This is a genomic window from Aeromonas sobria (genome assembly GCF_006243315.1).
Lineage (GTDB): Bacteria > Pseudomonadota > Gammaproteobacteria > Enterobacterales > Aeromonadaceae > Aeromonas > Aeromonas sobria_A.
This window is the reverse complement of sequence record NZ_NKWE01000041.1, coordinates 1-26,970: the sequence shown is the minus strand read 5'-3', so window position 1 is coordinate 26,970 and position 26,970 is coordinate 1. Positions and strand designations below refer to the sequence as shown.

Here is a 26,970-nt window from a genome sequence, read left to right as displayed (position 1 = left end):
ACTCATCTTCGCTGAGCAGTGCGGGAAAATATGTGCGCTTGCGCACGATAGTCCTTTTAAGCTGCCAAAAAGACATCTTTTGATCACTATTTGAACAACCTGAAAAAGGCACCCGAAGGTGCCTTGTCTCGCTTATTTGGCTTCCGCCAGCAGGGCGCGCGCTATGGTGCGCATCCCCAGGGTATTGGCCCCCGGCGCCCACAAACTATCACCGTTATCGCTAAAGCAGGCGGCCAGATCGATATGCAGCCAGCCCATCCCTTCGTTGGCAACGAAACGGGAGAGGAAACCCGCCGCGTTGGAGGCGCCACCTGGCCCGCCCCCCTTCACCGGGCGGCTGTTGGCCGTGTCGGCATAATGGGAGGGGCACTGCTGACGGTGCCAGGGCTCCAGCGGCAGCGGCCAGGCAGGCTCCTGCTCGGCATCGGCATAGGTCATGGCACGGCTCACCAGCCCCTTGTCGAGGCCAAACAGGGCATTGTAGCGACCACCCAGCGCCATCACGGCGGCACCGGTCAGGGTGGCGGCGTCGATGATCAGCGGTGCGCCGCTGTCACTGGCCAGTTGCAGGCCATCGGCCAGCACCAACCGCCCCTCGGCGTCGGTATTCACAATCTCCACCGTGGTGCCGTTCTTGTAAGTGAGGATATCCCCCAACTTGTAGGCATGGCCGGAGACCAGATTCTCGGCGCAGCAGAGAATGAGCTTCACCCGCTTGTCGAGGCCGCGCAGCATGGCCAGCGCCAGCGCACCGGTCACAATTGCCGCGCCCCCCATGTCGCACTTCATGGTGAGCATCCCCTCGGAGCTCTTCATGGAGTAGCCGCCAGAGTCAAAGGTGATCCCCTTGCCCACCAGCGCTGCCGCTACCGGCGCTCTGGGATCGCGCGCCGGATTAAAATCGAGCTCAAGCAGCACCGGCTCGCGCTCACTGCCACGCCCCACCTGATAGAGGCCGACCCAGCCTGCCTGTTGCAGCGCTTCACCTTTCAAAATACGGTGACTCACCTTGTCTGGCGCCAGCTCGGTAATAAAAGCAGCGGCTTCGACCGCCAGCTCCAGCGGCCCCAATTGCTCTGGTGTGGCATTGGTCATCTCACGCACCCAGCGCCCACATAACCAACGCGCTTCCAGCTCTTCTCTGTCTTCTTCCGAGGACATGGCCCATTGCAGTTGCACCTCCACCTTGGGGGTTTGCAACCCCTGGGCAAAGGCCCACTGCTGCTCGCGATCCCAATGCCCTGCAAGCGCTACTTTCTGGATCCCCTGCTGACAGAGGCGGCGCGCCGCCTGCTGGATATCGAGCAGTGGGGAAGCGGTGATCAGGTGGATCACCACAGCGTCGGCACGGTATGAGAGCAAGGCCCCGTCACCCCATTCCGCCGGGGCAAAATCACGACTTAACCAGACATTCATGCAGTTACCTCCTGTAACCAGCGCGCGATAGTACGCACTCCGTGGCCTTTAGCACCGGTAGCCCAAAGCTCGTTACCCGACTTCTGATATGCCGCTGCCAGATCCAGGTGTACCCACCCCTTTCCTTCATTGGGCACAAAACGGGACAGGAAGGCGGCCGCAGTGGTGGCACCAGCAGTGCCTTCTGCAGAAGCCACGTTGCCCAGTTCGGCAAAGGCCGAAGTGAGCTGGCTGGCATGCCAGGGTTCCAGCGGCAGCGCCCATGCCTGCTCATTTTCGGCCTTGGCAGCGGCCAGCGCACGCTGTTGTTCGGTCTCATCGAGGGCAAACACTGCGTTGTAGTCGCGGCCCAACGCCATCTTGGCGGCGCCGGTCAGGGTTGCGGCATCCAGGATGTAGGTCGCGCCACTCTCGGAGGCGGCCATCAGACCATCGGCCAGCACCAAGCGGCCTTCCGCATCGGTATTCTGGATTTCAACCGAGATACCGTTTTTGTAGGTAAGAATGTCGCCCAGTTTGAAGGCGTGGCCGGAGACCAGATTCTCGGCGCAACAAAGAATGAGCTTCACCCGCTTGTTCAGGCCACGGCTAATAGCCAGCGCCAGCGCGCCTGTCACCATGGCTGCACCGCCCATGTCGGACTTCATCGGCAGCATGTTGTCAGAGGACTTCATGGAGTAGCCACCGGAGTCGAAGGTGATGCCCTTGCCCACCAGTGCAGCGACCACTGGCGCATGGCGATCCCCGGTCGGGTTGTAATCCAGCTCCAGCAACACCGGCTCGCGCTCGCTGCCACGACCGACCGACCAGATCCCGATGTGGCCCGACTCGCGCAACGCTTCGCCGGCAGTGATACGGGCGGTCACCAGATCACCGGCCAGACCGCGAATGAGCAGCAGGGCCGATTCCGCCAGACTCATGGGGTAGATCTCTTCCGGGCAGCCATTGGTGATGTCACGAGCCCAGCAGCTCGCCTTGATCAAGGCATCCAGCTCGCAGCTATCCGCCTCACTCTGCTGGCCAACGTCCAGTTCACGCACTCCTTTAGCGGCATAAAAACCCTGGGCGAAGGCAAAACGGCGTTCCAGATCCCAACCCTCACCGACCAGCTTGACCCGCTTGATCCCGGTGGACTCAAAGCGGCGGGCCGCACGCTGGATGGCGCGCAGTGCATCTTTTTCCTGACTAACCGACCCCAGATGGATGTCAGCTCTGTCACCATTAAAACTGAGTAGCGCACCCTCGCCCCAATGGGCGGCAGCAGCCTGGGTAGATAACGCTACGTTCATCATGTTAGCCATCGTGTTTGCTTCCTTTTTTACTGGCACGATTTATAAGCACTCTTCATAGGCAAAGAGGGAATAACGAATACAAAAAAGGCCGTGCCCTTTAAGGGGCACGGCCTTCACCATATCACTGAAGCACCACGGGATGCTGCACGCGCAATGCACTCATGGGTAATTAATGGCGTTCAGATGCAAGGTTCAGGGTGTACTTGGGCAGCTCGACCACCAGATCCTCGTCCTCCAGCCTGGCTTGGCAACTCAACCGTGATTCCGGTTCCAGGCCCCACGCCTTGTCCAACATGTCGTCTTCCAGCTCATCGCTTGGCTCGAGAGAGTCAAATCCCTCCCGCACCACGCAATGGCAGGTGGTGCAAGCACAGGACTTCTCGCAGGCATGTTCAATCTCGATCCCATTACGCAGCGCCACGTCGAGAATGGTCTCACCACGTTGCCCCTCAAGGGCGACACCATCCGGACAGAGCACAGGATGAGGAAGAATGATCAGTTTTGGCATATTACACCTTGTTGACGTTTTGTCCGGTCAGCACCTTGCGGATGGACGCATCCATCCGGCGGGCTGCAAATTCACCACTGACAGCATCTGCCGCCTCAATGGCATCTTTGATTTGATTGGTGGTGCCCGTGCTGCGCATGATCAGCAGGTGGGCGATGGCAGCATCAATTTCGGCGCGCTCGGCGGCACTTAGCAGTGACTCACCATCGGCGGCCAAGGCAACGTTGAGGCTCAGGGCAACCCGATCAGCTTCGACCTGCTGCTCTGCCAGCATGCGGGCATCCATATCCTGTTGGGCATTCTCGATGGAGGCGCTCAACATGGTAAGAATGTCCTGCTCCGCCAGACCGTAAGATGGCTTGACCTGGATCTCTGCCTGCACGCCGGAGGATTTCTCCATGGCACTGACCGACAGCAAACCATCCGCATCCACCTGGAAAGTGACACGAATATGGGCCGCGCCCGCCACCATGGGTGGAATACCGGTCAGGGTAAAACGGGCCAGTGAGCGGCAATCAGCGACCAGCTCACGCTCTCCTTGCACCACATGGATAGCCATGGCGGTCTGACCATCCTTGAAGGTGGTGAACTCCTGGGCGCGGGCTACCGGAATGGTAGTGTTGCGCGGGATCACCTTCTCGGCGAGGCCACCCATGGTCTCCAGACCCAGTGACAGCGGGATCACATCCAGCAGCAACATCTCGGCATCGGGCTTGTTGCCCACCAGAATGTCAGCCTGGATGGCGGCACCGATGGCAACCACCTTGTCCGGATCAATACTGGTCAGCGGCGTACGCTGGAAGAAATCCCCTACCAGTTCGCGCACCAAGGGCACCCGGGTGGAGCCACCAACCATCACCACTTCCAGCACTTCCACCTGCTCAAGATCCGCATCGCGCAGGGCGCGGCGGCAAGCCAGCAGGGTTCGCTTCACCAGCGGTGTGATGAGTTGCTCAAACTGGCTGCGGGTCACACTGCCCTGCCAGCCGGAGAAGGTGCACGCTACCTGCTCGGCATCGGTCAGACCGTGTTTGAGCTGTGCCGCCACATCCAGCAGTTCACGTTGGGTACGGGCATCCAGTACGCCAGTCAGACCGGCTTGTGCTTTGATCCAGTCAGCCAGCAGGTGATCGAAATCATCGCCGCCGAGGGCCGAGTCGCCGCCGGTGGCCATCACTTCAAACACACCGCGATGCAAACGAAGAATCGAAATATCAAAGGTACCACCACCCAGATCGTAAACCGCAATCACCCCTTCCTGACCGGAGTCGAGGCCATAGGCGATGGCGGCCGCGGTCGGTTCGTTGAGCAGCCGCAACACGTGCAGACCGGCCAGACGGGCCGCATCCTTGGTACCCTGACGCTGGGCATCATCGAAATAAGCAGGGACGGTAATGACCACGCCGTCGAGTTCACCCCCCAGCGAGGCGGAGCCACGCTCGGCCAGTGTTTTCAAAATTTCGGCCGATACCTGTACCGGATTGACCAAGCCTTGGCAGGTTTGCAGCTGGGGCATACCGTTCTCGGCGGCAACAAACAGGTAAGGTTGCTGACGGGTGTCAATATCGGCCAGTGCCTTACCCATCATCCGTTTGACCGAGACGATGGTGTTGTGCGGGTCGAGGGCAGCTTCGCGCTTGGCATCAATACCCACTCGAATAGCATCCGGCTGATAATGCACCACCGACGGGAGAAGATCGCGCCCTTGCTCATCGCAAAGGGTATCGGCGTGACCGCTGCGAACCGCAGCAACGAGAGAGTTGGTGGTACCGAGATCGATGCCGACGGCACGTTTGTGCTGATGAGGTACAGCGCTCTGGCCGGGCTCGGCTATTTGCAGTAATGCCATGGGTAATCAAACTTCCAGCGTTAAAGGATCAAGACTCGAGGAGCGAGTCTTCGAATCGTTCCAGCTCTTCGAGGAGCTTGTCGACAAACTTGAGTTTGCGGACGCAGTCAGCCGCTCCCAAATCTTCGCCTGCGGCGAGATAGGCGGTCAACTGCTGCATCAGCAGCTGATGATCATGCCTGATTTCAGAGCGAAAATCCTTGATGGCACGCTCAGGGTCAGCGTCGTCTTTCAAATCAGCCAGACGTTCACGCCACTCCAGTTGCTGCATCAGAAATGCGGTATCTTGCAGTGTTTGCTGCTCACCACGAATATCCGTACCGCGTAAGGAGAGCAGATATTCCGCACGGCGCAGCGGGGCTTTGAGGGTGGTGAACGCCTCGTTGATTTGAGCTGCATGCTGCACTGATGCCAGCTGCTCCCGCTCGGGGGCAGTGGCAAAACGATCGGGATGGAAGCGGGTTTGCAGTTGTCGGTAGGTATCCGCTAACTGCCGGGTGTCTAGTTCGAAGCCTTCAACCAGCCCAAACAGCTCGAAATGGTTCATACAAACCTCTTGGCAACGGTCGTCATAACCACTCTCGATATAGCGGCAGAAATAGCACGGTTGAACTGGCGGTCAGATGCCAGTTCAACCGTCACGTCATTCAGGTCACCCCTGTCAGACATTAAAGCTCTCGCCGCAACCACATTCGCCTTTGGCGTTGGGATTATTAAACTGGAAGCCCTCATTGAGGCCCTCCTTGACGAAATCCAGTTGAGTTCCGTCCAGGTGGATCAGACTCTTGGCATCGACAATAATTTTCACACCCTGCTGCTCGAATACCTGATCTTCCTCGGCCAGCTCATCAACAAACTCGAGCACATAAGCCAAGCCAGAGCAGCCAGTGGTCTTGACGCCGAGGCGCAGGCCAATGCCCTTGCCCCGGTTAGTCAGAAAAGAAGACACCCGTGCCGCTGCGGCATCTGTCATGGTAATAGCCATACTGCTCTCCGGCGCTTAGAGACCTTTCTTCTGCTTGTAATCGGCGATAGCAGCCTTGATGGCATCCTCAGCCAGAATCGAGCAGTGGATCTTTACCGGTGGCAGTGCCAGCTCTTCGGCGATATCGGTGTTCTTGATGCCAGCCGCTTCGTCCAGGGTCTTGCCCTTGACCCATTCGGTCACCAGCGAGCTGGAGGCAATGGCGGAGCCACAGCCGTAAGTCTTGAACTTGGCATCTTCGATGATGCCCTCGTCGCTGATCTTCAGTTGCAGCTTCATCACGTCGCCACAGGCAGGCGCACCGACCATGCCGGTTGCGATGCTGGGATCATTCTTGTCAAAACCACCGACGTTGCGGGGATTTTCATAGTGGTCGATTACTTTTTCACTGTAAGCCATATCTCACTCCTGCTAATTCCGTTGTTCACTGACCCTGTTGGATCAGTGATGAGCCCACTCGACCGTGTTCAGATCGACGCCATCTTTATACATCTCCCACAGTGGAGACATCTCGCGCAGACGGCCAATGGAGTCACGAATAAGCTTGACTGCGTAATCAATCTCTTCTTCGGTGGTAAAGCGACCCATGCTGAAACGAATGGAACTGTGTGCCAGCTCGTCATTAAGACCCAGCGCACGCAACACATAGGAAGGTTCCAGGCTGGCAGAGGTACAGGCTGAACCGGAAGAAACCGCCAGATCCTTCAGCGCCATGATCAGGGATTCCCCTTCCACATAGGCAAAGCTGACATTGAGGTTACCCGGCACACGCTGCTCCAGATCACCGTTGATGTAGACAGCTTCAATATCCTTGATGCCATCCCACAGACGCTGACGCAGTGCCATGATATGCGGCGCTTCGCTGACCATCTCTTCCTTGGCGATACGGAATGCTTCGCCCATGCCAACGATCTGATGAGTTGGCAACGTGCCAGAACGCATACCACGCTCATGACCACCGCCATGCATCTGGGCTTCCAGACGAACACGGGGCTTGCGACGGACATACAGGGCACCGATCCCCTTGGGACCATATACCTTGTGCGCAGAGACGGAGAGCAGATCAACTTTCAGTGCCTCGACGTCTACCGGGATTTTGCCCACGCTCTGGACTGCGTCCACGTGCAGCAAGATCTTGCGGGAACGACAAAGCTCACCGATGGCAGCGATGTCTTGCACCACGCCAATCTCGTTGTTGACATGCATGATGCTCACCAGAATGGTGTCATCACGCAAAGCCGCATTGATTTGTTCGATGGTAAACAGACCGTTTGGCATCGGCTCAAGGTAGGTCACCTCGTACCCTTCACGCTCCAGCTGGCGGCAAGTATCAAGCACTGCCTTATGTTCAGTCTTGGAGGTGATGATGTGCTTGCCTTTGCCGGCGTAAAAATGTGCAACGCCCTTGATGGCCAGGTTGTTGGATTCAGTCGCACCTGAGGTAAAGACGATTTCGCGCGGGTCTGCACCGATCAGCTCTGCCACTTGATTACGGGCCAGATCAACCGCTTCTTCGGCTTGCCAGCCAAAGCGGTGGGAACGGGAAGCCGGATTGCCGAACAGGCCATCCATGGTGAGACACTGCATCATTTTTTCTGCGACACGCGGGTCCACCGGACAGGTTGCCGAATAATCAAGGTAAATAGGCAGTTTCATGTATTTCTCCGTTACAGCCTTGTTCGCACATCGAACGACTGTGGAAAGCACGTTTGTTTATAGTTGGACTTTCAAGCTCACATTGCCGCGTTCTGCCCGTTCAACCAGGGACAACGCGGTTTTCATCTGTTCATCTTGCTTGCCGGCAATCCGGCGTACATCGGCCTGGCGAACCAGTTCTGCCAGGGTGATATCGCCGAGAAAACTGGAAATTCGCTCACTGAGATCACGCCACAAAGAGTGGGTCAGACACTGGGTGCCGCCATGGCAGCCACCCTTACCGAGACACTTGGTGGCATCAACCGACTCATCTACTGCGGTGATCACCTGGCCAACAGATATCTCGTCGGGAGCCAATCCGAGGCGATAACCACCACCCGGACCACGTACGCTGCTCACCAGGCCATGCTTGCGCAGGCGGGCAAACAGCTGTTCGAGATAGGACAAGGAGATGCCCTGACGCTCGGAAATATCGGCAAGGGGCACAGGCCCCTGCTCTGCATGCAGTGCCACGTCGAGCATGGCGGTTACAGCGTAACGTCCTTTAGAAGTCAGTCTCATGAGCCTTACCGTCTTGCGAAGCGATTTGATGTGGCACATGGTCACATACCCGACAAAAACAGTCAAGTATTATGGTTGAGTAAAACAGTTGGTTAATCCGGTGTTTTCACTTTCTGAACCGAGGTCAAAATGCCGCGCAAGATATTGAGTTCAGATGCTTCCGGCCGGGCACGATTGAACAGCCGGCGCAATTTGCTCATCACATGCCCCGGGTGATCATCGGCAATGAAACCTGTCTTTAGCAGTGTTTGTTCCAGATGCTGATAAAACCCTTCCAGTTGGGCAGCACTCGGATAGGCCATCTCCTCTTCTGGTTCGACTGCCTGCTCTTGCAGCCAGTGCACCCGTATTTCGTAACAGAGGGTCTGGACCGCCATGGCCAGATTGAGGGAGCTGTATTCCGGATTGGCCGGGATAGCCACATGGTAGTGGCACTTTTGCAGCTCATCATTGGTGAGACCGGTACGTTCGCGACCAAATACCAGCGCGACCGGATGCGTCATCCCCTCAAGCACCAACTTCTCGCCCGCTTCACGGGGATCAAGCATCGGCCAGCTCAGGGTTCGGGAACGCGCACTGGTGCCAATGACCAGACCACAGTCAGCAATCGCGTCATCGAGCGTCGACACAATGCGCGCATTGGCCAGTACATCGCTGGCCCCTGCCGCCAGGGCGAAGGCATTGTCATCCGGCAAAGCTTGTGGATCAACCAGCACCATCTGAGTCAGCCCCATGGTCTTCATGGCCCGCGCCGCAGACCCCATGTTGCCGGGATGGGAAGTGTTTACCAAAATAATACGAATTTGATCCAGCATGCCCTGTCAATCTACAGTCAAAAATGGCGCGTAATAGTAACATAACCAATCGCTATTTTGGCACCGTAAAAGGTGCGCCATTTCAGAACAAAAGCGGCGATTTGTATAACAAACAAGCATGAGGCAATCGAGGTGGGACACTAAACTTGAAGGATACCTGTTCTATGAGATCGGAGAAATCAAGCCATGCTCCCTCCATTTATCTATGAGAGATTACCCAGCCTCTATCTGCTGGCAGCCGTTGCCCTGATTATGCTCAACGAGCAACGACTACTCTGGTTTGCTGGCGCCCTGCTATTTATTGTGGGCGCAGTGACCTGGATGATGCGTTCCAGCTATCGTCGTACCGATCTCATCATCTTTCCTGCGAAACGCTGGTTGCAACCCGAGTGGCTTTATGAAGCCCAGCCCTTTGTGTTGCTTGCGCTGGGGTTGGTCATATCGCAACTGTCCGCCCCGATAGCGCTCGCAGCGTTTGTGCCCTGCTTGTGGGCATGCCGTTGCCTCTGGGCACGGCATCGTTATCGCCACCATGCCCATGTGGTAAGCAATCACTTAAAGCGGGAGCCGGCTCGGCGCCGCATGCACCGGAGCCTGCGCTGACTCGGCGCGGGCGCGATCGATAAAGGTCGCCAAGTCCATCAGGGGATACTTCATCAGGCTCGGCAAGCCATCGAGATCCAGGCTATCCATCAGGTTTTTTACCTCCAGACCCAGCTCGGTATCCCCTTCAATCTTCAGCTTGCGCTGAAAAAACAGCGAATCTGGATCCTCTTTACGTCCGGCAATCAGGATCAGATCGTTGACCGTACCGCTGAAACAGACATCAGCCTTGGCACACTCACGGGCCACCACCAGTTGGCCACTCTGCTCGCTGATAAACCAGCACAGCTCCAGATCAGATACCTCGACTTTTAGCCACTTGCCAGCCAAAAACTGGAAGTCGCCGTCTTCGATGGCCTCCTTGAATACCCGGGCCAACAGGCTCTCCATCAGCTGTTTTTGCAGATTGAAGGGGACCAGCTTGAGGGGATGGCGCAAGAAGCGCGGAGCCTGTTCGACCAGGCGATGTTGCAGTTGTTGAAACACAATAGACTCCCTTTTTTCGCATTCAAACACAGGGCCACTGCAAAGATCCTGTTGGAAATCAAACTTATGCAGGGTTACCTCAAGAAGGATAAAGCCACACAAAGCTGCCTCAGGTCAAAAAACCGGACGGCACTGATGCATACAATCAGGCCTTGTTTGCCCTTCATAATGCATTCTCGGAGCATACCAATGGAATTACTCTGTCCGGCAGGCAGTTTGCCGGCACTGAAAACCGCCGTGGATAACGGGGCCGATGCGGTTTACATCGGCTTCAAGGATGACACCAATGCCCGCCATTTTGCCGGTCTCAACTTTACCGACAGCAAACTGGAAAAGGCGGTGGATTATGTGCATCAACATGGTCGCAAACTGCATATTGCCATTAATACCTTCGCCCACCCGGGGGCCGATGCACGATGGAAACAAGCTGTTGATCGCGGGGTTGCCTTAGGTGCTGATGCGCTGATCATCGCCGATCTGGCGGTGCTGGAATATGCCAGCCGCCACTACCCCGAGATGGAGCTCCATGTCTCGGTACAAGCCAGTGCCACCAATGCCGCCGCTATTCGCTTCTATCAGCAGCAATTCAACGTCAAACGGGTGGTGCTGCCGCGGGTGCTCTCCATGCATCAGGTCAAACAGCTGGCCCGCGAAACCGATGTGGGCCTTGAGGTGTTCGCCTTTGGCAGCCTCTGCATCATGGCCGAGGGGCGCTGCTATCTCTCCTCCTACATGACTGGCGAAAGCCCCAACACCGTCGGCGCCTGCTCACCGGCCAAGTTCGTCCGTTGGGAAGAGACCGCGAACGGCCTCGAGTCGCGACTCAACGAAGTGCTGATCGACCGCTATGGCCCGGGCGAAAATGCCGGTTACCCGACCCTGTGCAAGGGGCGTTTCGACGTGGATGGCCAGACCTACCACGCGCTGGAAGAGCCCACCAGCCTCAATACCCTGGGTCTCCTGCCCGAGCTGTTCAAGACCGGGATCCAGTCGGTCAAGATTGAAGGGCGCCAACGCAGCCCTGCTTATGTGGAGCAAGTGACCCGAGTGTGGCGTGCGGCCATCGATGCCTATCAGGCCAATCCCGAGGCCTATCAGGTCAAAGCTGAGTGGGATGCCCAGCTCGCCCGCGTCTCCGAAGGTAGCCAGACCACCCTCGGCGCCTATCATCGTCAGTGGCAATAAGGAGCCCACAGCATGCAATTCTCTCTCGGGCCTGTGCTCTTTTACTGGCCCAAAGCGGATACCGACGCTTTTTACCATGCCGCGGCCAACAGCCAGGCCGACATCATCTATCTGGGGGAGACCGTTTGCAGCAAGCGGCGTGAACTCAAAGTCGATGACTGGATTGCGCTGGCCCGTCAGGTAACCAGCGCCGGCAAGCAGGTGGTGCTCTCTACCCTCGCCCTCATCTCCGCCCCCTCCGAACTCAAAGAGGTGAAGCGGCTGGTCGATAACGGCGACCTGATGGTCGAAGCCAACGATCTCGGTACGGTGCAACTTGCCTGGGAGGCGGGGATCCCGTTTGTCTGCGGCCCCGCCATCAACGCCTACAACGCCGATGTGCTGCGGATGCTGCTCAAACAGGGGATGAAACGCTGGGTCATGCCGGTGGAGCTCTCCCGCGACTGGCTGATCCAGCTCAATCAGGATCTGGGCCCACTGCGCGACCGGTTCGAGGTGGAGGTGTTTGCCTACGGCCATCTGCCGCTGGCCTACTCGGCGCGCTGCTTCACCGCCCGCTCCCTCGACAAGCCAAAAGACAACTGTGAACTCGCCTGCATCCACTATCCGACCGGACGACTGGCCAACAGCCGCGAAGGGCAGCGGGTGTTCAATCTCAACGGGATCCAGACCCAGTCCGGCTACTGCTACAACCTGGGTAACGAGCTCGCTGGCATGGAAGACTTGGTGGATGTGGTCAGGCTCTCGCCGCAAGGGATGGAGACGCTGGAGATGCTGGCCCGCTTCAAGGCTAACCAGCAGGGCAATCATCCCCTCGTTCTGCAGCAGGATCGCGATTGCAACGGCTACTGGCGCCAGATCCCCGGCATGAGTCTGGTGGAATAATCCCGACTCGCACCTAACAAAAAGGCCTCTGATTGAGGCCTTTTTTACAGCTGTCGTGTGGATCAGGAGGGCTTATCGCTCTTGCTGCGGGCACTCTGGGCACCCGGTGGCAAGGGTTTACGCGCCATCAGCTCCAGCTCCAGCAACGCATAGCGGTGCTCGATAAAGTCATAGACGTTGTTGGAAAGCGCCAACTTGAAGTAGCTGATGGCTTCCTTGCGGTTACCTTTGGCCAACTCGAACTTGCCCAGATAGAAGTAGGTTTCACACAAACGCTCGGCGAGCTCCCGGTTATCCTTCACCCCTTTCACCACGTTGCCCATCAGCTGGGAGGCATTGATCTCGCCGATATAGAGGCGAACCAGATCCCAGTTCCAGGCATCGTCATCGTATTTGTTAAGTCGTTCGCGCATCCGGCTCATGGCCGCAGGGGCATCGAGTTTTTGCTCGGCCAGATAGAGCCAAATCACCCGATAGGGATCTTCTGGCTGCGCTTCATAGAAGCGCTTCATGTCCGCGCTGGCAAGCTCGGGACGGTTACCATAATAGAGTGCTATACCACGATTGAGATAGGCATAGTCATAATCAGGTGCCAGCTCGAGGGCCGAGTCGAACGCCTCATAGGCTTCGTCATAATTTTGCTGCTGTACCAGATAAACGCCGATGAAGTTATAGGCTTCGGCAAAATCCGGCTTTTCACGCAGGGCACGGTTAAAGTCGAGCCGTGCGAGGGAACGCAGGCCAACCCGGTCAAATACCACGGCCCGCTCATAGAACAGCTCGGCCCGTTGTTCGGTGGTCAATTCCATTTCACCGAGCATCTGCCCGAGTCGCGCCAGCGCCAGCTCACTTTGGTAGGAGACCTGCAGGGGGGTCGCCAAAACCAGTGAAGCAGGCTGCTGCTTGGGAACCTTGGGGGTGTTAACTTGATTGCTACTGCTGCAACCCCACATGGGGAGCAACAACAGGATACCAAGGAGGTATCCAATCCCTTTCCTGACGTTCAATGAACACTCCGACGCTTACGCTTGACCCCGCATATGGTAAAGGTCCACCGCCACTTTGTCATGTAGCTGTGCCCCTCTGCCTCAAATAAATCAGGATTCGACAGGGTATCCGGCTTCCAGCCAACCCCGAAAACCGCCATCTACACTGACTACCCGGCGATAACCCATCTGTTGCAGATTATCCGCCGCCAGAATGGAGCGAAAACCACCACCACAATAGAGGTAGAGTTCGGTGTCGGGATCGGGGAAACGGGTCTCGATATCCCGCTCTATCACTCCACGCCCCAGATAGAGGGCGCTTGGCAAATGCCCCTTGGCCCACTCGCTCTCTTCTCTCACATCGATCAGATGAAAAGCGCGCCCTTCATCCTGCCAGCGCTTGATCTGGTGAACGTCAGTTTCGGTAACCCGGGAGCGGATCCCGTCAACCAGCGCCAAAAAACGAGGATTGTGTTGCATCATAAACTCCTGTTGCTTGAAACCTCTGCATCCGCAAGGGGCATACGGAGATAAGAAAAGAGCGCCTTACGGCGCCCTTCACTGTTACGGCAGGATTTCCTGTTGTTCCGCACCCTCTTTCTCTACCTGGGTTGGCAGCATGTGCTCGCGCTTGACGCCGAGGAACATGGCAAATGCACTCGCCACATAGATGGAAGAGTAAGTACCGAACGCCACACCGATCACCATGGCCACGGCAAAACCGTGGATCAGCGCACCGCCCTTGAGCAGCAACGCCAGCACCACGATGAAGGTGAGGCCGGAGGTGATGATGGTACGACTCAGGGTCTCGGTCATGGAGAGATCCAGAATGTAATCGGTATCCCCTTTACGCACCTTGCGGAAGTTCTCCCGCAGGCGGTCGAACACCACTATGGTATCGTTCAGGGAGTAACCCACCAGGGTCATCAGCGCCGCCAGTACGGTCAGATCGAACTCGTACTGGAAGTAAGCGAACACGCCCAGGGTGATCACCACGTCGTGCACCAGGGAGAGAATACCCCCCAGCGCCAGACGCCATTCGAAACGCACCGCCACATAGGCCAGGATACAGAGGATGGAGGCCAGCATCGCCAGCGCACCGTCTGTCGCCAGTTCATCGCCCACGGAAGGGCCGACGAACTCGACCCGTTTGAGCACAGCGCCCTCGTCGAGCAACTTGGCGGCCGCCAGCACTTCGTTACCTTGTTGCTCTACCTTGACCCCCTCTTTCGGGGTCAGGCGGAACAGCACGTCACGGCTGGAGCCAAAGTGTTGCAGGGTTGCCCCTTCAATCTTCTGCTCTTCCAGTGCGTCGTGGATCTTGTCCAGGCTCACCGACTGCTGGAACCCCACCTCGATGGTAGTACCACCGGTAAAGTCCAGACCCCAGTTCAGACCCCGATCAAACAGGAAGAACAGGGCAATCACCATCAGCACGGAAGAGAAAACCACACCCGGCTTGGCATAGCGCATAAACGGGATCGGTTTTTCAAAATGTAGAATCTGAAACATTTCTCTATCCTCAGATGGGCAGCTTGTCGATGCGCCGTCCACCCCAAGCCAGGTTGATAATGGCACGGGAAACTGTGATGGCAGTAAACATGGAGGCGGTCAGACCAATGCCCAGCGTCAGGGCAAAGCCCTTGATGGCGCCAGTACCGATACCGAACAGGATCACGCAAGTAATCAGCGAGGTAACGTTCGAGTCTGCGATGGTGGAGAATGCCCGATCAAAGCCCAGATGGATCGCTTGCTGAACACCACGACCATTGCGGATCTCTTCACGAATACGCTCGTAGATCAGCACGTTGGCATCCACCGCCATACCGAGCGTCAACACGATACCGGCGATACCCGGCAGCGTCATGGTAGCCCCCGGGATCATCGACATGATGCCGACAATCAGCACCAGGTTCATACAGAGCGCCAGGTTGGCGACCCAGCCGAACGCACGGTAGTAGATCCCCATGAACAGCACGATCACCAGCATGGCCCAGCCGATGGCTTCCATACCGCTGTCGATGTTCTGTTGACCCAGGCTCGGGCCTATGGTGCGCTCTTCCACGATCTGGATCGGGGCGATCAGGGCACCGGCACGCAGCAGCAGCGCCAGGTTGTGGGCTTCGTTGGCGTTGTCGATACCGGTGATACGGAACTGGCTGCCAAGGCGCGACTGGATGGTGGCGACGTTGATCACCTCCTCCTGCTTGCGGAACTTGCGCTTGCCATCCGGACCTGGCTGACCCACCGGCTTGTACTCGATGAACACGGTCGCCATCCCTTTACCGACGTTGTCCTTGGTAAAGTTGGCCATCTTGTTGCCACCCTGGCCATCAAGCTTGATGTTGACCTGGGGACGGCTGTACTCGTCAAAACCGGACTGGGCACCGACGATATGGTCACCGGTCAGGATCACCCGCTTTTGCAGCACCACAGGACGACCGTTGCGATCGTTATAGACCTTGGAACTTGGCGGCACACGACCATCAGCAGCAGCCTGGATATCTGCCGTTTCATCGACCATGTGGAATTCCAGGGTCGCGGTTGCACCTAGGATCTCCTTGGCGCGGGCGGTATCCTGAATACCGGGCAGTTCAACCACAATGCGCTCGGCGCCTTGCTGTTGTACCAGCGGCTCGGCCACACCCAGTTCGTTGACCCGGTTCCGGATGATGGTGATGTTCTGCTCGAGAGCGTACTTCTTCACTTCCTTGATCTTCGCTTCGCTCAGACCAGCCAGCAGGATGAATTCATCCCCTTTCTGCTCGGTGGTGAAGGTCAAATCAGGGTTCTGACGACGCAGATGAGAAGCCGCACGTTCCTGATCCGCTTCATCACGGAAGATCACCTGCACCTGATCACCGGTCCGGCGCACGCCGGAGTAACGGATCTTCTGGGTGCGCAGTTCGGTACGAAAATCCTGCACCATCTGCTCTTGCTGCTTGGTCAGCGCCTCGGCCATGTCCACTTCCATCAGGAAGTGCACACCACCGCGCAGGTCCAAGCCGAGCTTGAGCGGCGCAGCACCGATAGCTTCAAGCCAGGCGGGGGTAGAAGGAGCCAGGTTGAGTGCAGTAATGAAGTTATCGCCCAGCTTGTTGGCAACAACGTCGCGGCCCTTGAGCTGGTCTTCAGTATTTTTGAAACGGATCAGGATGAAGCCGTGCTCAAATGCAGCATGTTTAACCGGGATATTGGCCGCTTCAAGCGTCTCTTTCACCAGGTCAAGGGTCTCTAGCTTGACTTCGGCACCACGGCTGGCAGATACCTGCAAGGCCGGGTCTTCGCCGTAAAGATTGGGGGCTGCATATAGAAAACCGATGGCGATCACCAGGACCACCATCAGGTATTTCCACAGCGGATAGCGATTCAACACGCTGTGCTCCTTGGGAGATTAAAGGGACTGGATAGAACCCTTGGGCAGAACGGCAGAGACGAAGTCCTTTTTGATGGTGACTTGAGTCTGGTCGTTCAGGGCGATCACCAGGTAATCGCTATCTGCAGCCACTTTGGCAATCTTGCCAACCAGGCCACCGGAGGTGAGCACTTCATCCCCCTTGGACAAGGAGCTCATCAGATTGCGGTGATCTTTGGCACGCTTGGCCTGGGGACGATAGATCATGAAGTAGAAGATCAGGCCAAACACGGCCAGCATGATGATCATTTCCATACCACCACCCTGTGCACCCGGAACTGCGCCTTCTGCATATGCCTTGGAGATAATGCTCATTTAACAACCTCTTGTTGATGTAGATATACAAAGATAACGAGCTGATACGCTGTTGTTATTTCACGTCATTTTCAGCTAACGGAGGCACAGGCTTCCCTTGCCGACGGTAAAACTCAGTTACAAAGTCGTCTAATTTACCCTGCTCGATCGCGTCCCGCAAACCTTGCATCACTCGCTGGTAATAACGCAGGTTGTGAATGGTGTTCAGACGGGCACCCAGGATCTCGTTGCACTTGTCCAGATGATACAGGTAGCTACGAGTGTAATTTTTGCAGGTGTAGCAATCACAATCCGCATCCAGGGTGCTGGTGTCGGTGCGATACTTGGCGTTACGGATCTTGACCACCCCATCGGTGGTGAACAGATGACCGTTACGGGCATTGCGAGTCGGCATCACGCAGTCGAACATATCGACCCCACGGCGCACCCCTTCCACCAGATCTTCCGGCTTGCCTACTCCCATCAGGTAACGGGGCTTGTCGGCCGGAATTTTCGGGCAGACGTGCTCGAGGATGCGGTGCATATCCTCTTTGGGCTCACCCACTGCCAAGCCGCCGACCGCATAGCCGTCGAAACCGATCTCCAGCAGGCCATTGAGGGAGACATCCCGCAGCTCTTCATAGACCGAACCCTGGATGATGCCGAACAGGGCATTTTTATTGCCCAGCGCATCGAACTTGTCACGGGAGCGCTTGCCCCAGCGCAGGGACATCTCCATCGACTTGCGCGCTTCTTCGTAAGTGGCCGGATAAGGGGTGCACTCGTCGAAGATCATCACGATGTCGGAGCCCAGATCGTACTGGATTTCCATGGACTTCTCGGGGTCGAGGAAGATCTTCTCGCCATTGATGGGATGACGGAAATGCACACCCGCCTCGGTGATCTTGCGAATGTGCCCCAAGCTGAACACCTGGAAGCCACCAGAATCGGTCAGGATCGGGCCCTGCCAGTTCATGAAGTCATGCAGATCGCCGTGGGCGCGCATCACTTCCTGACCCGGGCGCAGCCAGAGGTGGAAGGTGTTGCCAAGCAGGATCTGGGCGCCAGTTTCACGCACTTCTTCCGGAGTCATCCCCTTGACGGTGCCGTAAGTACCGACCGGCATAAAGGCCGGGGTCTGGACAGTGCCGCGCTCGAACACCAGTTGGCCGCGACGGGCACGGCCATCGGTGGTTTTCAGTTCAAATTTCATTGCTACCTCGGCTGCGTCAGATAAACAGTCTGACAATGAAGGGCCGAACTTGGCCCGGTAAATAAGCTGAAGCTTATGCCTCAACCTGGCGACGGGTAACGAACATGGCGTCCCCGTAGCTGAAGAAACGGTACTGCCCGGCCACCGCGGCCTGATAGGCGGCCATCACGTTGTCATAACCGGCAAAGGCGCTGACCAACATGATCAGGGTCGACTCCGGCAGATGGAAGTTGGTGACCATGGCATCAACTATCTGGAACTGGTAACCCGGGAAGATAAAGATGTCGGTGTCACTAAAGAATGGCGCCAGCGGTTTGCCCTGAGCCAGGGTGACCTTGGCAGCACTCTCCAGGGAGCGCACCGAAGTGGTACCCACCGCAATCACCCGGCCACCGCGGGCACGGGTCGCAGCGATGGCATCCACCACCTCTTGCGGCACTTCGGCATATTCCGAATGCATGTGGTGATCTTCAATCTTGTCCACTCGCACCGGCTGAAAGGTCCCCGCCCCTACATGCAGGGTCACGAAGGCAGTTTCAACCCCTTTGGCACGAATTTTCTCAAGCAGCGCCTGATCAAAGTGCAGGCCAGCGGTCGGGGCCGCCACCGCACCCGGCTTTTGGTTATACACCGTCTGGTAGCGCTCCTTGTCGGCATCCTCGTCGGGACGGTCGATATAAGGGGGCAGCGGCATGTGACCGATCGCTTCCAGGATCTCCAGCACCGGGCGGGGATCGAGGAAGTGGATCTCGAACAGCGCGTCGTGACGGGCCCGCATCTCGGCCTCGACACTTTTGCCGTCCTGACCCGCATCCATGATCAAACGGGTGCCCGGCTTGGGCGCCTTGGAGGCACGGACATGGGCCAGCACGCTGTGCTCGTCCAGAATGCGCTCAACCAGCACCTCCAGCTTGCCGCCGCTGGCCTTCTGGCCAAACATGCGCGCCGGAATGACACGGGTGTTGTTAAATACCAGCAGGTCGCCCGGATTGAGCTGATCCAGCACATCGATAAATTGACCATGGCGCAGGGCGCCGGTTTGACCATCGAGCTGCAACAAGCGGCTGGCGGTACGCTCTGCCATCGGATAGCGGGCAATCAGCTCGTTGGGCAGATCAAAATGAAAATCGGATACTTGCATCTTTCACCTCGAAGGGAATCGGCGGCTAGTCTAGTTATCCCCATCTTCCAAGGCAACCCAAAAGACCAAAAACCCAAGAGAGACAAGGGATAGCGAGCAATATTGCTACACCCATCCGGTTAATGATTCTTTAATGATCTGTATTGACCCTGATCATGTTTTGCCAGAGAGGGGTGGGCTAGGGTGAAGGGAGATACACAAGGAGGCCCACCATGATGACCTTATCCGAAATCATGACCGAACATCCCTTCACCCTGGGTCCGGAAAACAGTGTCAAACAGGCGATGGAGCTGATGCAGCAGGAGCGGATCCGCCACATTCCCATCGTCGACGAGCAGCACCACCTGTTGGGGTTGGTGACCCTCACCGATATCCTGGCTACCCGGGAATCCAAACTGCTACTCATCAGCCCGGAGCGGGAAGCCGAATTTACCGACAGCGTGCAACTTGACGAGATCATGACACGGCAAGTGGCGAGCGTAGACCCCCACGCCGGCATCAAAGAGGCGGCACTCTACCTGCAGCGCCACAAATATGGCTGTCTGCCGGTGCTCAAAGGACGCAAACTGATCGGCATCGTCACCGAGTCTGATTTCATTGCGGTTGCCATCAACCTGCTGGAGTTGATGGAAGAGCAGGAGCCACCCACCGATTTCTGACGGAATATATGTAATAAAATTACAATAAAAGCGTTTTCAGCATGTCTAATCAGCAAAAATGCTGAAAGTCTTTCATTTTGATTGAAAAATTACACCATATGGTTGCTTTGTGATCTTCGTCACACTATTATCAGCTCATGCAATAGTTGCCGAGAGGGAGACGAGGGATTGTGCACCCACACTCTTCCTTTCATATGTCTGCAAGTTTGCACACCCCGTAGTTAGTCTTTGCTGTAAAGCATTTGTTTATATCGCCATTCCTTGTTTGATGACCCGGCCCTATCATCGCGATAGCGCCGGGATTTTTTTATCCGCGCTTTTCGGCTTCCCCCATGCCAACGCCTCCCCATCGCCGCGACCAGCTGCCTCAACCTCCTGCGCAACCGGCTTGCGCTGCCTTGAAAAAGCGATGTACCGCACAGATATTGAACCACGACAAGGAGTTATCTCTGTACGCCAGAGATATTCATGTTAGGTACAGCCAGTGTGGGTTATCTAATAAGTAGATTTAAGCGATTCAAAATTGCGGCTTTTATCGATTAGCAAAAGCCCCTATGATGAATCCATCGAAAGTTAAACGCCTCGTCTGGCCAACCTTTGCAACACCAGACCGGCATATGTACATCACCAAGGAGCTAATAGATGTCTACCTATATCAACACTGAAATCAAGCCGTTCAACGCTACCGCTTATCACAATGGCAAATTCGTTCAGGTGTCTGACGCTGACCTGAAAGGCAAGTGGTCAGTGCTGTTCTTCTACCCGGCTGACTTCACCTTCGTTTGCCCGACCGAACTGGGCGATCTGGCTGACAACTACGCTGAATTCCAAAAGATGGGCGTTGAGATCTACTCTGTCTCTACCGACACCCACTTCACTCACAAAGCGTGGCACGACACTTCTGACACCATCAGCAAGCTGCAGTACCCGATGATTGGTGACCCGACTGGTGCCATTACCCGCAACTTCGGCGTAATGATCGAAGAAGCTGGTCTGGCTGACCGCGGTACCTTCGTCATCGACCCACAGGGCATCATCCAGATCGTTGAGATCAACGCTGGCGGTATCGGCCGTGACGCACTGGAACTGCTGCGCAAAGTCAAAGCAGCCCAGTACGTGGCATCCCACCCGGGTGAAGTGTGCCCGGCTAAATGGAAAGAAGGCGAAGCCACTCTGGCCCCGTCCCTGGATCTGGTAGGCAAGATCTAAGCCTCCCGCTTCCAAGACCGGCCCGCTTCAGGGCCGGTCTGCTTTCCGGCCCGGTTAAATGTGCCGGTCTGCGCTCCGGCCCGCGTTAAAAGTGCCGGTCACCTTTCCGGCTCAAATATCACGCCGACCCGCAATCACAAGAAGGAATTCGAAGATGTTGGATACCAACCTCAAACAACAGCTGAACACCTATCTGCAGTACATCGTCAATCCCATCGAGATCAGCGTGTCCGGCAATGACAGCGACAAATCTGCAGAGCTGCTGGCACTGGCCAGCGAGATCAGCGAGATGTCACCCAAAATTTCCATGACCGATGGCACTGCCGCACGCAAGCCTTCCATGAGTGTCGCAGCAAAGGGCCAAGCCCCGCGCGTTCACTTTGCCGGCATTCCCATGGGTCATGAATTTACCTCTCTGGTGCTCGCCCTGCTGCAAAGCGGTGGCCACCCCTCCAAGGCCGATGCGGCCGTGCAGGAGCAGATCCGCCATCTCAAGGGTGAGTTCCACTTCGAGACTTATATCTCCCTCTCCTGCCACAACTGCCCGGACGTGGTGCAGGCGCTGAACCTGATGGCGACTCTGAACCCTGGCATTACTCACACCATGATCGATGGCGCCCTGTTTCAGGAAGAAGTTGCCGAGCGTCAGATCATGGCGGTACCGAACGTCTATCTGAATGGTCAGCCGTTCAGTCAGGGCCGCATCTCACTGGAAGAGATCGTTGCCAAGCTCGATACCGGTGCCAGTGAGCGCAAAGCGGCTGAACTCAATGAAAAAGCGCCCTACGACGTGTTGGTGGTGGGCGGTGGCCCGGCTGGCGCCGCAGCCGCCATCTATGCCGCTCGTAAAGGTATTCGCACCGCCATCGTCGCCGAGCGTTTCGGTGGCCAGGTGATGGACACCGTTGGCATCGAGAACTTTATCTCCGTGACCTACACCGAAGGCCCCAAGCTGGCCGCCAGTCTGGAGCAGCACGTTAAGCAGTACGGTGTGGAAGTGATCACCGAGCAGCGTGCCGCCGCCATCAGCAAAGATGGTTATGTGAACGTGGATCTCGCCTCCGGCGCTACCTTGAAGAGCCGCGCCGTGATCCTGGCGACCGGTGCCCGCTGGCGCGATCTGAACGTACCGGGCGAAGTCGAGTACCGCACCAAGGGCGTAGCCTATTGCCCGCACTGCGATGGCCCCTTCTTCAAGGGCAAGCGGGTGGCAGTGATTGGTGGCGGTAACTCCGGCATCGAGGCTGCCATCGATCTGGCTGGCATCGTTGAGCACGTCACCGTAGTCGAATTTGCCGATACCCTGCGTGCCGACGAGGTGCTGCAGAAGAAGGCGCGCTCCATGGGCAATATCGACATCATCATGAGCGCTCGCACTACCGAAGTGATCGGTGATGGCAGCAAGGTGGTCGGTATGGATTACGAAGATCGCACCACCGGTGAAATCAAGCACCTGACGGTGGCAGGCATCTTCGTCCAGATCGGCCTGGTGCCGAACACCGAGTTCCTGAAAGGAGGTGAGATTGCTCTGACCCGCTTTGGCGAAATTGAGATCGATACCAAGGGAGCAACTTCGCTGCCCGGTGTCTACGCTGCCGGTGACGCCACCACGGTACCGTTCAAGCAGATCATTATCTCCATGGGTGCCGGCGCCACCGCCGCACTGGGTGCGTTTGATTACCTGATCCGCAATCCGGCACCGGAAGCGACCAAGGCTGAGGCCGTGACCGCCTGATCGACCCCGCTTAACAAAAAGCCGACTCCCGATGAAATGAACACGAGAGTCGGCTTTTTTACATCTGCATCGACGCGACATAAAAACCCCGCAGCAAACGGCGGGGTTGTTCATGACAGGGCTTAAACGACTGGCATCACTCCAGCAAGAAAACAGCCTCGATATTATCGCTGACCGTGATCTGCTGTTGCTGATAGCTGTTATCCGCCATATCCGGCGCGGGTGCAGCCATCCCCATGGCTTGCACCACCTTCAAGTTGCGGCTGTAAGCGGTGATGGGCGAGGAGTTGCGATACTCCACACTGTATAGCTTGCCCAACTTCATATCGAATGCCTTGGCCAATGACTCCGCCTTGGTTTTGGCATCGTTCACTGCGCTCAACCGCGCCTGCTCCTTGATGACTTGAGGCGATTTCAAGCCATATTCAATCTGGGATACGGACTCCAGCCCGGCTTTGAGGGCGGTATCCATCAAGGAACTCAGCTTATCGAGCTGATAGAGTTTGACCGCCAATTGCCGCTGGGCACGGTATCCCAGCAATACCGGCTTCTTATTCTCGCCATACTGATATTCCGGAGAGACCATCAGGTTGCCGGCCTCAACATCGCTGCGCGTGATCCCCAGCCCTTCCAGCTGGCTAAAAAAGGCTGCGACCTTGGTATCGACCTGCTGCTTGGCCTTGAGGCCCTGCTTATCCAGTGCACTCACCGCCACATTGAGAGTGAGCATATCGGGTTCGGTCTTCTGCTCGGCGTAACCGCTCACCACCAGATGGGGCGCTTGCGGCACTTCAATCGCCAGCAGCGGAGCACTGACAACCAGAGCGGAAAGAGTAAGAAGGGGACGCCACATAGAAAAAAACCTCAATCGGAAAGATTGAGGTCATTATGCCCGTGCAGCTACAGGATTCATATATCGTGCAAGGGCGGGATCTGCTCCAGTATCTGATTGGTCAGATCGAGGCTGATGGTAACCATGTTGCCGGGCTCCTGGCTCTGGTTTGCCATATCCAGCACAGGTGCCGCACCACAGACCAACACCTCATCATCGAAATGGAACGAGTCCCACGACAAAACGTGTCCTTGCACCGCCTGTCCGATATCGGTGCCACCACTCTCCTCCTCTAGCGCAGACCAGGCGATGGTATCAGACGGCCCCAGCAAATCTTGCAACAACGGAGAGTGCAAACTGGCCAGCGGATACTCCTGCTGCCCCTGATCATGGCCAACCAGAATCATGTTATGGGCAGACTCGGTATCCATAACAGGCACATAGGTGATAGAGGCCGCAGCAAAGTCAACATAGAGCGACCCCGCTACATCGCCAGCCTCATTCTCTATCTCCATCCCATCCAGCCGATCACCCGCGATCGAGGCCTGATAGCCAAACTGGCCGGCGCAGGTAATGTTCCCCTGCCCATCCCAGCTATAACGGATGCCATCAATGTCGACCCAGTTGAATGACTGCATGATTACCCCTCTTGTCTACTGCCTGTATCTTATCCATCCCTTAGGGGAAAAAACAGGGGCCAGGCAAGCCCGGCCCCGAGACAGCGTTACGGATCAACCTTCAGATTGCCATCATCCAACAACTTCTGAATGATCTCCAAGTCGCTATTTCCCAAGGTCGTCAGGTCAATCGTGTCAAATTTTATGACGTGGCTAGTTCCTCCATTCGAACCATCCAAATCAATAGTCAATGTTGATTTGTTTGTGCCAGGCCCATCACTACTGAAATTTAGGTAGTCATCTAGCGCGCCTGAGGTGGCATGCTCGCCAGTGAGCAACTCGCTGATATCCAGTACATCCCCACCGGTTCCGGTGGTGAAGTCCTTGATCACATCGGTACCACCCACATCCCCAGCCATCCACTTGAAGGTATCTTTATCGGCACCGCCTGTCAGTGTGTCAGACCCGGTCCCGCCAATCAGAATGTCGATACCATTACCGCCAATCAGGATGTCATTACCTTTTTGGCCGTAAAGCACATCATGACCGTCGCCACCTTCAAGGGTATCATCGCCACCAACAGCCCCTTCCTTACCATACTCTGCATGCTGGCTGTAAAGTTCTTTGAGCAATTGCCCACCACTCTTGCTCGGGTTGTCTGCCACAAACTCGAACCAGCCACCATCCGCATTGTCAGCATGAACGCTGTCACCAAAGATCACATCATTGCCGTTGCCACCGACGAGATGGTCGTTGCCTACCGAGGCCGCGTCGATAATTCCACCGGTAATCTGACCAATCACACTGCTCAACTCATTGGCATTAGTCACATTGGTAGCCCTGCCACCTGTACCCTCGACCTGGCTCAGCAGGTCCTGGGCATTTTCGTCGACCTTAATGCCGACAGCCTCAACGGTAAAGGCCTGCGCCGTCGATGAGTCGACGTTCTCGATCAGGTTGATTTCATTGACGGTATCGTCGCCAGGGCCCTTGACGTTGTAAGTACCCAGCACATGCTGCATGGCTACAGAGCTGCTTACCGACACAACCGTGCCTGCCCCGTCGCCTTGCAGCGCCCTGTTGGGTGCGCCATCGGAGACGAAGATAACCTTGTTGACGTCCGCCGCCGCTATGGGCGCATTTCCCCCTGCAGACTCGATCCAGGTATTTGCTGCCACCAGCCCCGCTTCATAGTTGGTGTATTGCGCGGCATCCGAGGCAGGCACCGCGATGGCATTGACAAAAGCTATCGCCGCCGCCAGTTGAGCTGCGTTATCCACACCGCCGGAAGTCAGGGTAAAGGTGCCAGAACCATTAGCCTGAGTCGCGAATGTATCTAGATGCACCCGGATATCATCGGCCCCCGAGTTATAGAGACCGGTCAGTGAAGTTATCACCGCCTGTTTCATGGCATCCAGACGAGTCATGGTCGTAGTGGTGCCATTTGCATTGGTGAACTGAATGGTATTGGTCTGCATGCTGCCGGAGTTATCCAGTACAAAAGCGATATTGGCCTTTTGTCCGGGCAACTGCGTAGTTCCCCCCACGTCCCCGACCAACAAATCATTGCCACCCTTGCCGGTAATGACGCCAGCACCGCCAGAAACCTCATAGGGCACCGAGCTGCCGGTAACATCATCTGCATTCGTGCCCACAATCAGAACCGGGGCAACCACCGGCTCAAAGGTCACATCAAGTGTGGCCGAATCCCTATCCCCGTCGGCATCGACGACAGCCAGATCAAAGCTGGTCTTTACCGGGCTCTCGTCTACACGATCGACCAGCGTGATCTTCTGCACCCGGTAGCCGTAAGCTCCACCGTTGTCGGACAGTTCAACCCGCATTATGTCCGTCAAGGTCGTGGGCACCTGCTGAAGCACACCGTCGGTGAACAGCGTGCTGCCACTTTCAGTTACCAACTCACCGTTAGCGTTGGTGCCATACACAGTCCAGTTAACGCTGTTGGTCGTAGCGCCGGTTTGTACGTCAATGGCAAACGACACCTTGACGGCAGGCTCACTGAAGTCGAAATACAGCTTCTCGCTGCCATCGACCCACTGATTGTCTGTCGCCAGCCCTTGAGCGCTGGAATTGACCGAGTCAACTGATGAATCGATAGACATGATCACGAACTGACCGGCAGGCACAACCTCTCCAGATTTGTAGATGCCCCCAGTATTACTCACCACAAGATAATCCTGATTGCCGCCAGGAATATTCGAGAATGTCGCCGAGTATTCTTGGGTTGCGTTGTCCAGCTTACCATTCATGTCGATGACATAGATGCCAGACGTGTTCAGGCTCAAGGTGAATACCAGCGACTGACCAGCACCGCCGGTGTAGGCGCCGGGCACCGCACTGGTATAGGCGTACAGGATGCTCGGATCGGCTGCACTGACGTAGTAGTAAACTGTTGCGCCACCTGAGGTCAGCGCGCTGGCTGCATAGGTAGTGCTTGAGCCATTCCACCCACTGATATTGCCCGTCAGATCAGCCCTTCCCGCACCATCAGTGCCAATATCGACAACCGAATCACCAGAGAAGTAGCCACTGGCTGAGTTAGCCAGAACTGCATCCTGAACATCACTGATGTCCGGGCCGTCATCCTCGAAGGCCACCAGGTCGGCC

27 protein-coding genes are annotated in these 26,970 nt (G+C 56.5%); 6 read left to right on the top strand and 21 right to left on the bottom strand.

The features are described from left to right. Positions 1–132: 132 nt before the first annotated feature. From pepB (CF137_RS13460) to trmJ, 10 genes are all read right to left on the bottom strand, one after another. Complete coding sequence (pepB, locus tag CF137_RS13460; protein WP_139719619.1) at positions 133–1,416, bottom strand: aminopeptidase PepB; 1,284 nt, start codon at positions 1,414–1,416, stop codon at positions 133–135. After that, a complete protein-coding gene (gene pepB / locus CF137_RS13455; protein ID WP_139693156.1) occupies positions 1,413–2,717 on the bottom strand; it encodes an aminopeptidase PepB in 1,305 nt (434 codons plus the stop codon). The genes pepB (CF137_RS13460) and pepB (CF137_RS13455) overlap by 4 nt, the downstream gene beginning before the upstream one ends. Before the next feature lie 160 nt (positions 2,718–2,877). Continuing rightward, entirely contained in the window at positions 2,878–3,216 is a 339-nt protein-coding gene (fdx, locus tag CF137_RS13450) for an ISC system 2Fe-2S type ferredoxin (protein ID WP_042019013.1), read from the bottom strand. Position 3,217: 1 nt separating this feature from the next. Next, positions 3,218–5,065: a Fe-S protein assembly chaperone HscA gene (gene hscA / locus CF137_RS13445; protein ID WP_139719617.1), complete on the bottom strand. Its 1,848-nt coding sequence runs from the start codon at positions 5,063–5,065 to the stop codon at positions 3,218–3,220. A 28-nt stretch (positions 5,066–5,093) separates the two neighbouring features. After that, positions 5,094–5,612 (bottom strand): co-chaperone HscB, encoded by a 519-nt coding sequence (hscB, locus tag CF137_RS13440; RefSeq protein WP_042019011.1) that lies wholly within the window; start codon positions 5,610–5,612, stop codon positions 5,094–5,096. Between the two features lie 114 nt (positions 5,613–5,726). Beyond that, complete coding sequence (iscA, locus tag CF137_RS13435; protein ID WP_042019010.1) at positions 5,727–6,050, bottom strand: iron-sulfur cluster assembly protein IscA; 324 nt, start codon at positions 6,048–6,050, stop codon at positions 5,727–5,729. A 15-nt stretch (positions 6,051–6,065) separates the two neighbouring features. Then, on the bottom strand, positions 6,066–6,449 hold the full coding sequence (gene iscU / locus CF137_RS13430; RefSeq protein WP_040094674.1) for a Fe-S cluster assembly scaffold IscU: 384 nt from the start codon (positions 6,447–6,449) through the stop codon (positions 6,066–6,068). A gap of 42 nt (positions 6,450–6,491) precedes the next feature. Next, the gene (locus tag CF137_RS13425) at positions 6,492–7,706 is read right to left on the bottom strand and encodes an IscS subfamily cysteine desulfurase (RefSeq protein ID WP_139719615.1); all 1,215 of its coding nucleotides are present in this window, start codon (positions 7,704–7,706) and stop codon (positions 6,492–6,494) included. Between the two features lie 57 nt (positions 7,707–7,763). Next, complete coding sequence (iscR, locus tag CF137_RS13420; protein ID WP_101316595.1) at positions 7,764–8,267, bottom strand: Fe-S cluster assembly transcriptional regulator IscR; 504 nt, start codon at positions 8,265–8,267, stop codon at positions 7,764–7,766. Between the two features lie 92 nt (positions 8,268–8,359). After that, entirely contained in the window at positions 8,360–9,082 is a 723-nt protein-coding gene (gene trmJ / locus CF137_RS13415; protein WP_139719613.1) for a tRNA (cytosine(32)/uridine(32)-2'-O)-methyltransferase TrmJ, read from the bottom strand. Positions 9,083–9,268: 186 nt separating this feature from the next. On the opposite strand from trmJ, the gene CF137_RS22430 reads away from it, so the two are divergent. Next, complete coding sequence (locus tag CF137_RS22430) at positions 9,269–9,685, top strand: hypothetical protein (protein WP_101316599.1); 417 nt, start codon at positions 9,269–9,271, stop codon at positions 9,683–9,685. On the opposite strand, the gene ubiT is transcribed toward CF137_RS22430, so the two are convergent. Further along, a complete protein-coding gene (gene ubiT / locus CF137_RS13405) occupies positions 9,638–10,171 on the bottom strand; it encodes a ubiquinone anaerobic biosynthesis accessory factor UbiT (protein WP_101316601.1) in 534 nt (177 codons plus the stop codon). The genes CF137_RS22430 and ubiT overlap by 48 nt on opposite strands. Before the next feature lie 189 nt (positions 10,172–10,360). On the opposite strand from ubiT, the gene ubiU reads away from it, so the two are divergent. Together ubiU and CF137_RS13395 are read left to right on the top strand one after the other, a co-directional pair. Beyond that, complete coding sequence (gene ubiU / locus CF137_RS13400; protein ID WP_139719611.1) at positions 10,361–11,356, top strand: ubiquinone anaerobic biosynthesis protein UbiU; 996 nt, start codon at positions 10,361–10,363, stop codon at positions 11,354–11,356. Between the two features lie 12 nt (positions 11,357–11,368). After that, a complete protein-coding gene (locus CF137_RS13395; RefSeq protein WP_139719609.1) occupies positions 11,369–12,241 on the top strand; it encodes a U32 family peptidase in 873 nt (290 codons plus the stop codon). Between the two features lie 62 nt (positions 12,242–12,303). Here the strand turns inward: CF137_RS13395 and nlpI are convergent, their stop codons facing one another. The 7 genes from nlpI to queA form a co-directional block, all read right to left on the bottom strand. Next, the gene (gene nlpI / locus CF137_RS13390) at positions 12,304–13,248 is read right to left on the bottom strand and encodes a lipoprotein NlpI (protein WP_301335802.1); all 945 of its coding nucleotides are present in this window, start codon (positions 13,246–13,248) and stop codon (positions 12,304–12,306) included. Between the two features lie 90 nt (positions 13,249–13,338). Next, on the bottom strand, positions 13,339–13,707 hold the full coding sequence (locus CF137_RS13385; RefSeq protein WP_139719656.1) for a rhodanese-like domain-containing protein: 369 nt from the start codon (positions 13,705–13,707) through the stop codon (positions 13,339–13,341). An 84-nt stretch (positions 13,708–13,791) separates the two neighbouring features. Next, the gene (gene secF, locus CF137_RS13380) at positions 13,792–14,739 is read right to left on the bottom strand and encodes a protein translocase subunit SecF (protein ID WP_101316611.1); all 948 of its coding nucleotides are present in this window, start codon (positions 14,737–14,739) and stop codon (positions 13,792–13,794) included. 10 nt (positions 14,740–14,749) lie between these two features. After that, positions 14,750–16,603 carry a protein translocase subunit SecD gene (gene secD / locus CF137_RS13375; protein WP_101325094.1) on the bottom strand — a complete coding sequence of 618 codons (1,854 nt, stop codon included), beginning with the start codon at positions 16,601–16,603 and terminating at the stop codon, positions 14,750–14,752. Between the two features lie 18 nt (positions 16,604–16,621). Then, positions 16,622–16,957: a preprotein translocase subunit YajC gene (gene yajC, locus CF137_RS13370; RefSeq protein WP_042018994.1), complete on the bottom strand. Its 336-nt coding sequence runs from the start codon at positions 16,955–16,957 to the stop codon at positions 16,622–16,624. Positions 16,958–17,012: 55 nt separating this feature from the next. Beyond that, positions 17,013–18,149 carry a tRNA guanosine(34) transglycosylase Tgt gene (gene tgt, locus CF137_RS13365; protein WP_101316615.1) on the bottom strand — a complete coding sequence of 379 codons (1,137 nt, stop codon included), beginning with the start codon at positions 18,147–18,149 and terminating at the stop codon, positions 17,013–17,015. A 73-nt stretch (positions 18,150–18,222) separates the two neighbouring features. Further along, complete coding sequence (queA, locus tag CF137_RS13360) at positions 18,223–19,290, bottom strand: tRNA preQ1(34) S-adenosylmethionine ribosyltransferase-isomerase QueA (protein ID WP_139719607.1); 1,068 nt, start codon at positions 19,288–19,290, stop codon at positions 18,223–18,225. 212 nt (positions 19,291–19,502) lie between these two features. Between queA and CF137_RS13355 the strand changes: the two genes are divergently transcribed. The 3 genes from CF137_RS13355 (at position 19,503) to ahpF (ending at position 22,893) form a co-directional block, all read left to right on the top strand. Next, positions 19,503–19,949: a CBS domain-containing protein gene (locus CF137_RS13355; protein ID WP_068979356.1), complete on the top strand. Its 447-nt coding sequence runs from the start codon at positions 19,503–19,505 to the stop codon at positions 19,947–19,949. 642 nt (positions 19,950–20,591) lie between these two features. Further along, complete coding sequence (gene ahpC, locus CF137_RS13350; RefSeq protein ID WP_101316621.1) at positions 20,592–21,158, top strand: alkyl hydroperoxide reductase subunit C; 567 nt, start codon at positions 20,592–20,594, stop codon at positions 21,156–21,158. 154 nt (positions 21,159–21,312) lie between these two features. Beyond that, the gene (ahpF, locus tag CF137_RS13345) at positions 21,313–22,893 is read left to right on the top strand and encodes an alkyl hydroperoxide reductase subunit F (protein WP_139719605.1); all 1,581 of its coding nucleotides are present in this window, start codon (positions 21,313–21,315) and stop codon (positions 22,891–22,893) included. Positions 22,894–23,029: 136 nt separating this feature from the next. On the opposite strand, the gene CF137_RS13340 is transcribed toward ahpF, so the two are convergent. The 3 genes from CF137_RS13340 to CF137_RS13330 form a co-directional block, all read right to left on the bottom strand. After that, entirely contained in the window at positions 23,030–23,746 is a 717-nt protein-coding gene (locus CF137_RS13340) for an SIMPL domain-containing protein (RefSeq protein ID WP_162515937.1), read from the bottom strand. Between the two features lie 56 nt (positions 23,747–23,802). Continuing rightward, positions 23,803–24,363: a hypothetical protein gene (locus CF137_RS13335; RefSeq protein WP_139719601.1), complete on the bottom strand. Its 561-nt coding sequence runs from the start codon at positions 24,361–24,363 to the stop codon at positions 23,803–23,805. 86 nt (positions 24,364–24,449) lie between these two features. Further along, on the bottom strand, positions 24,450–26,970 hold a 2,521-nt coding region (locus CF137_RS13330), incomplete at its 5' end, for a type I secretion C-terminal target domain-containing protein (RefSeq protein ID WP_139719598.1).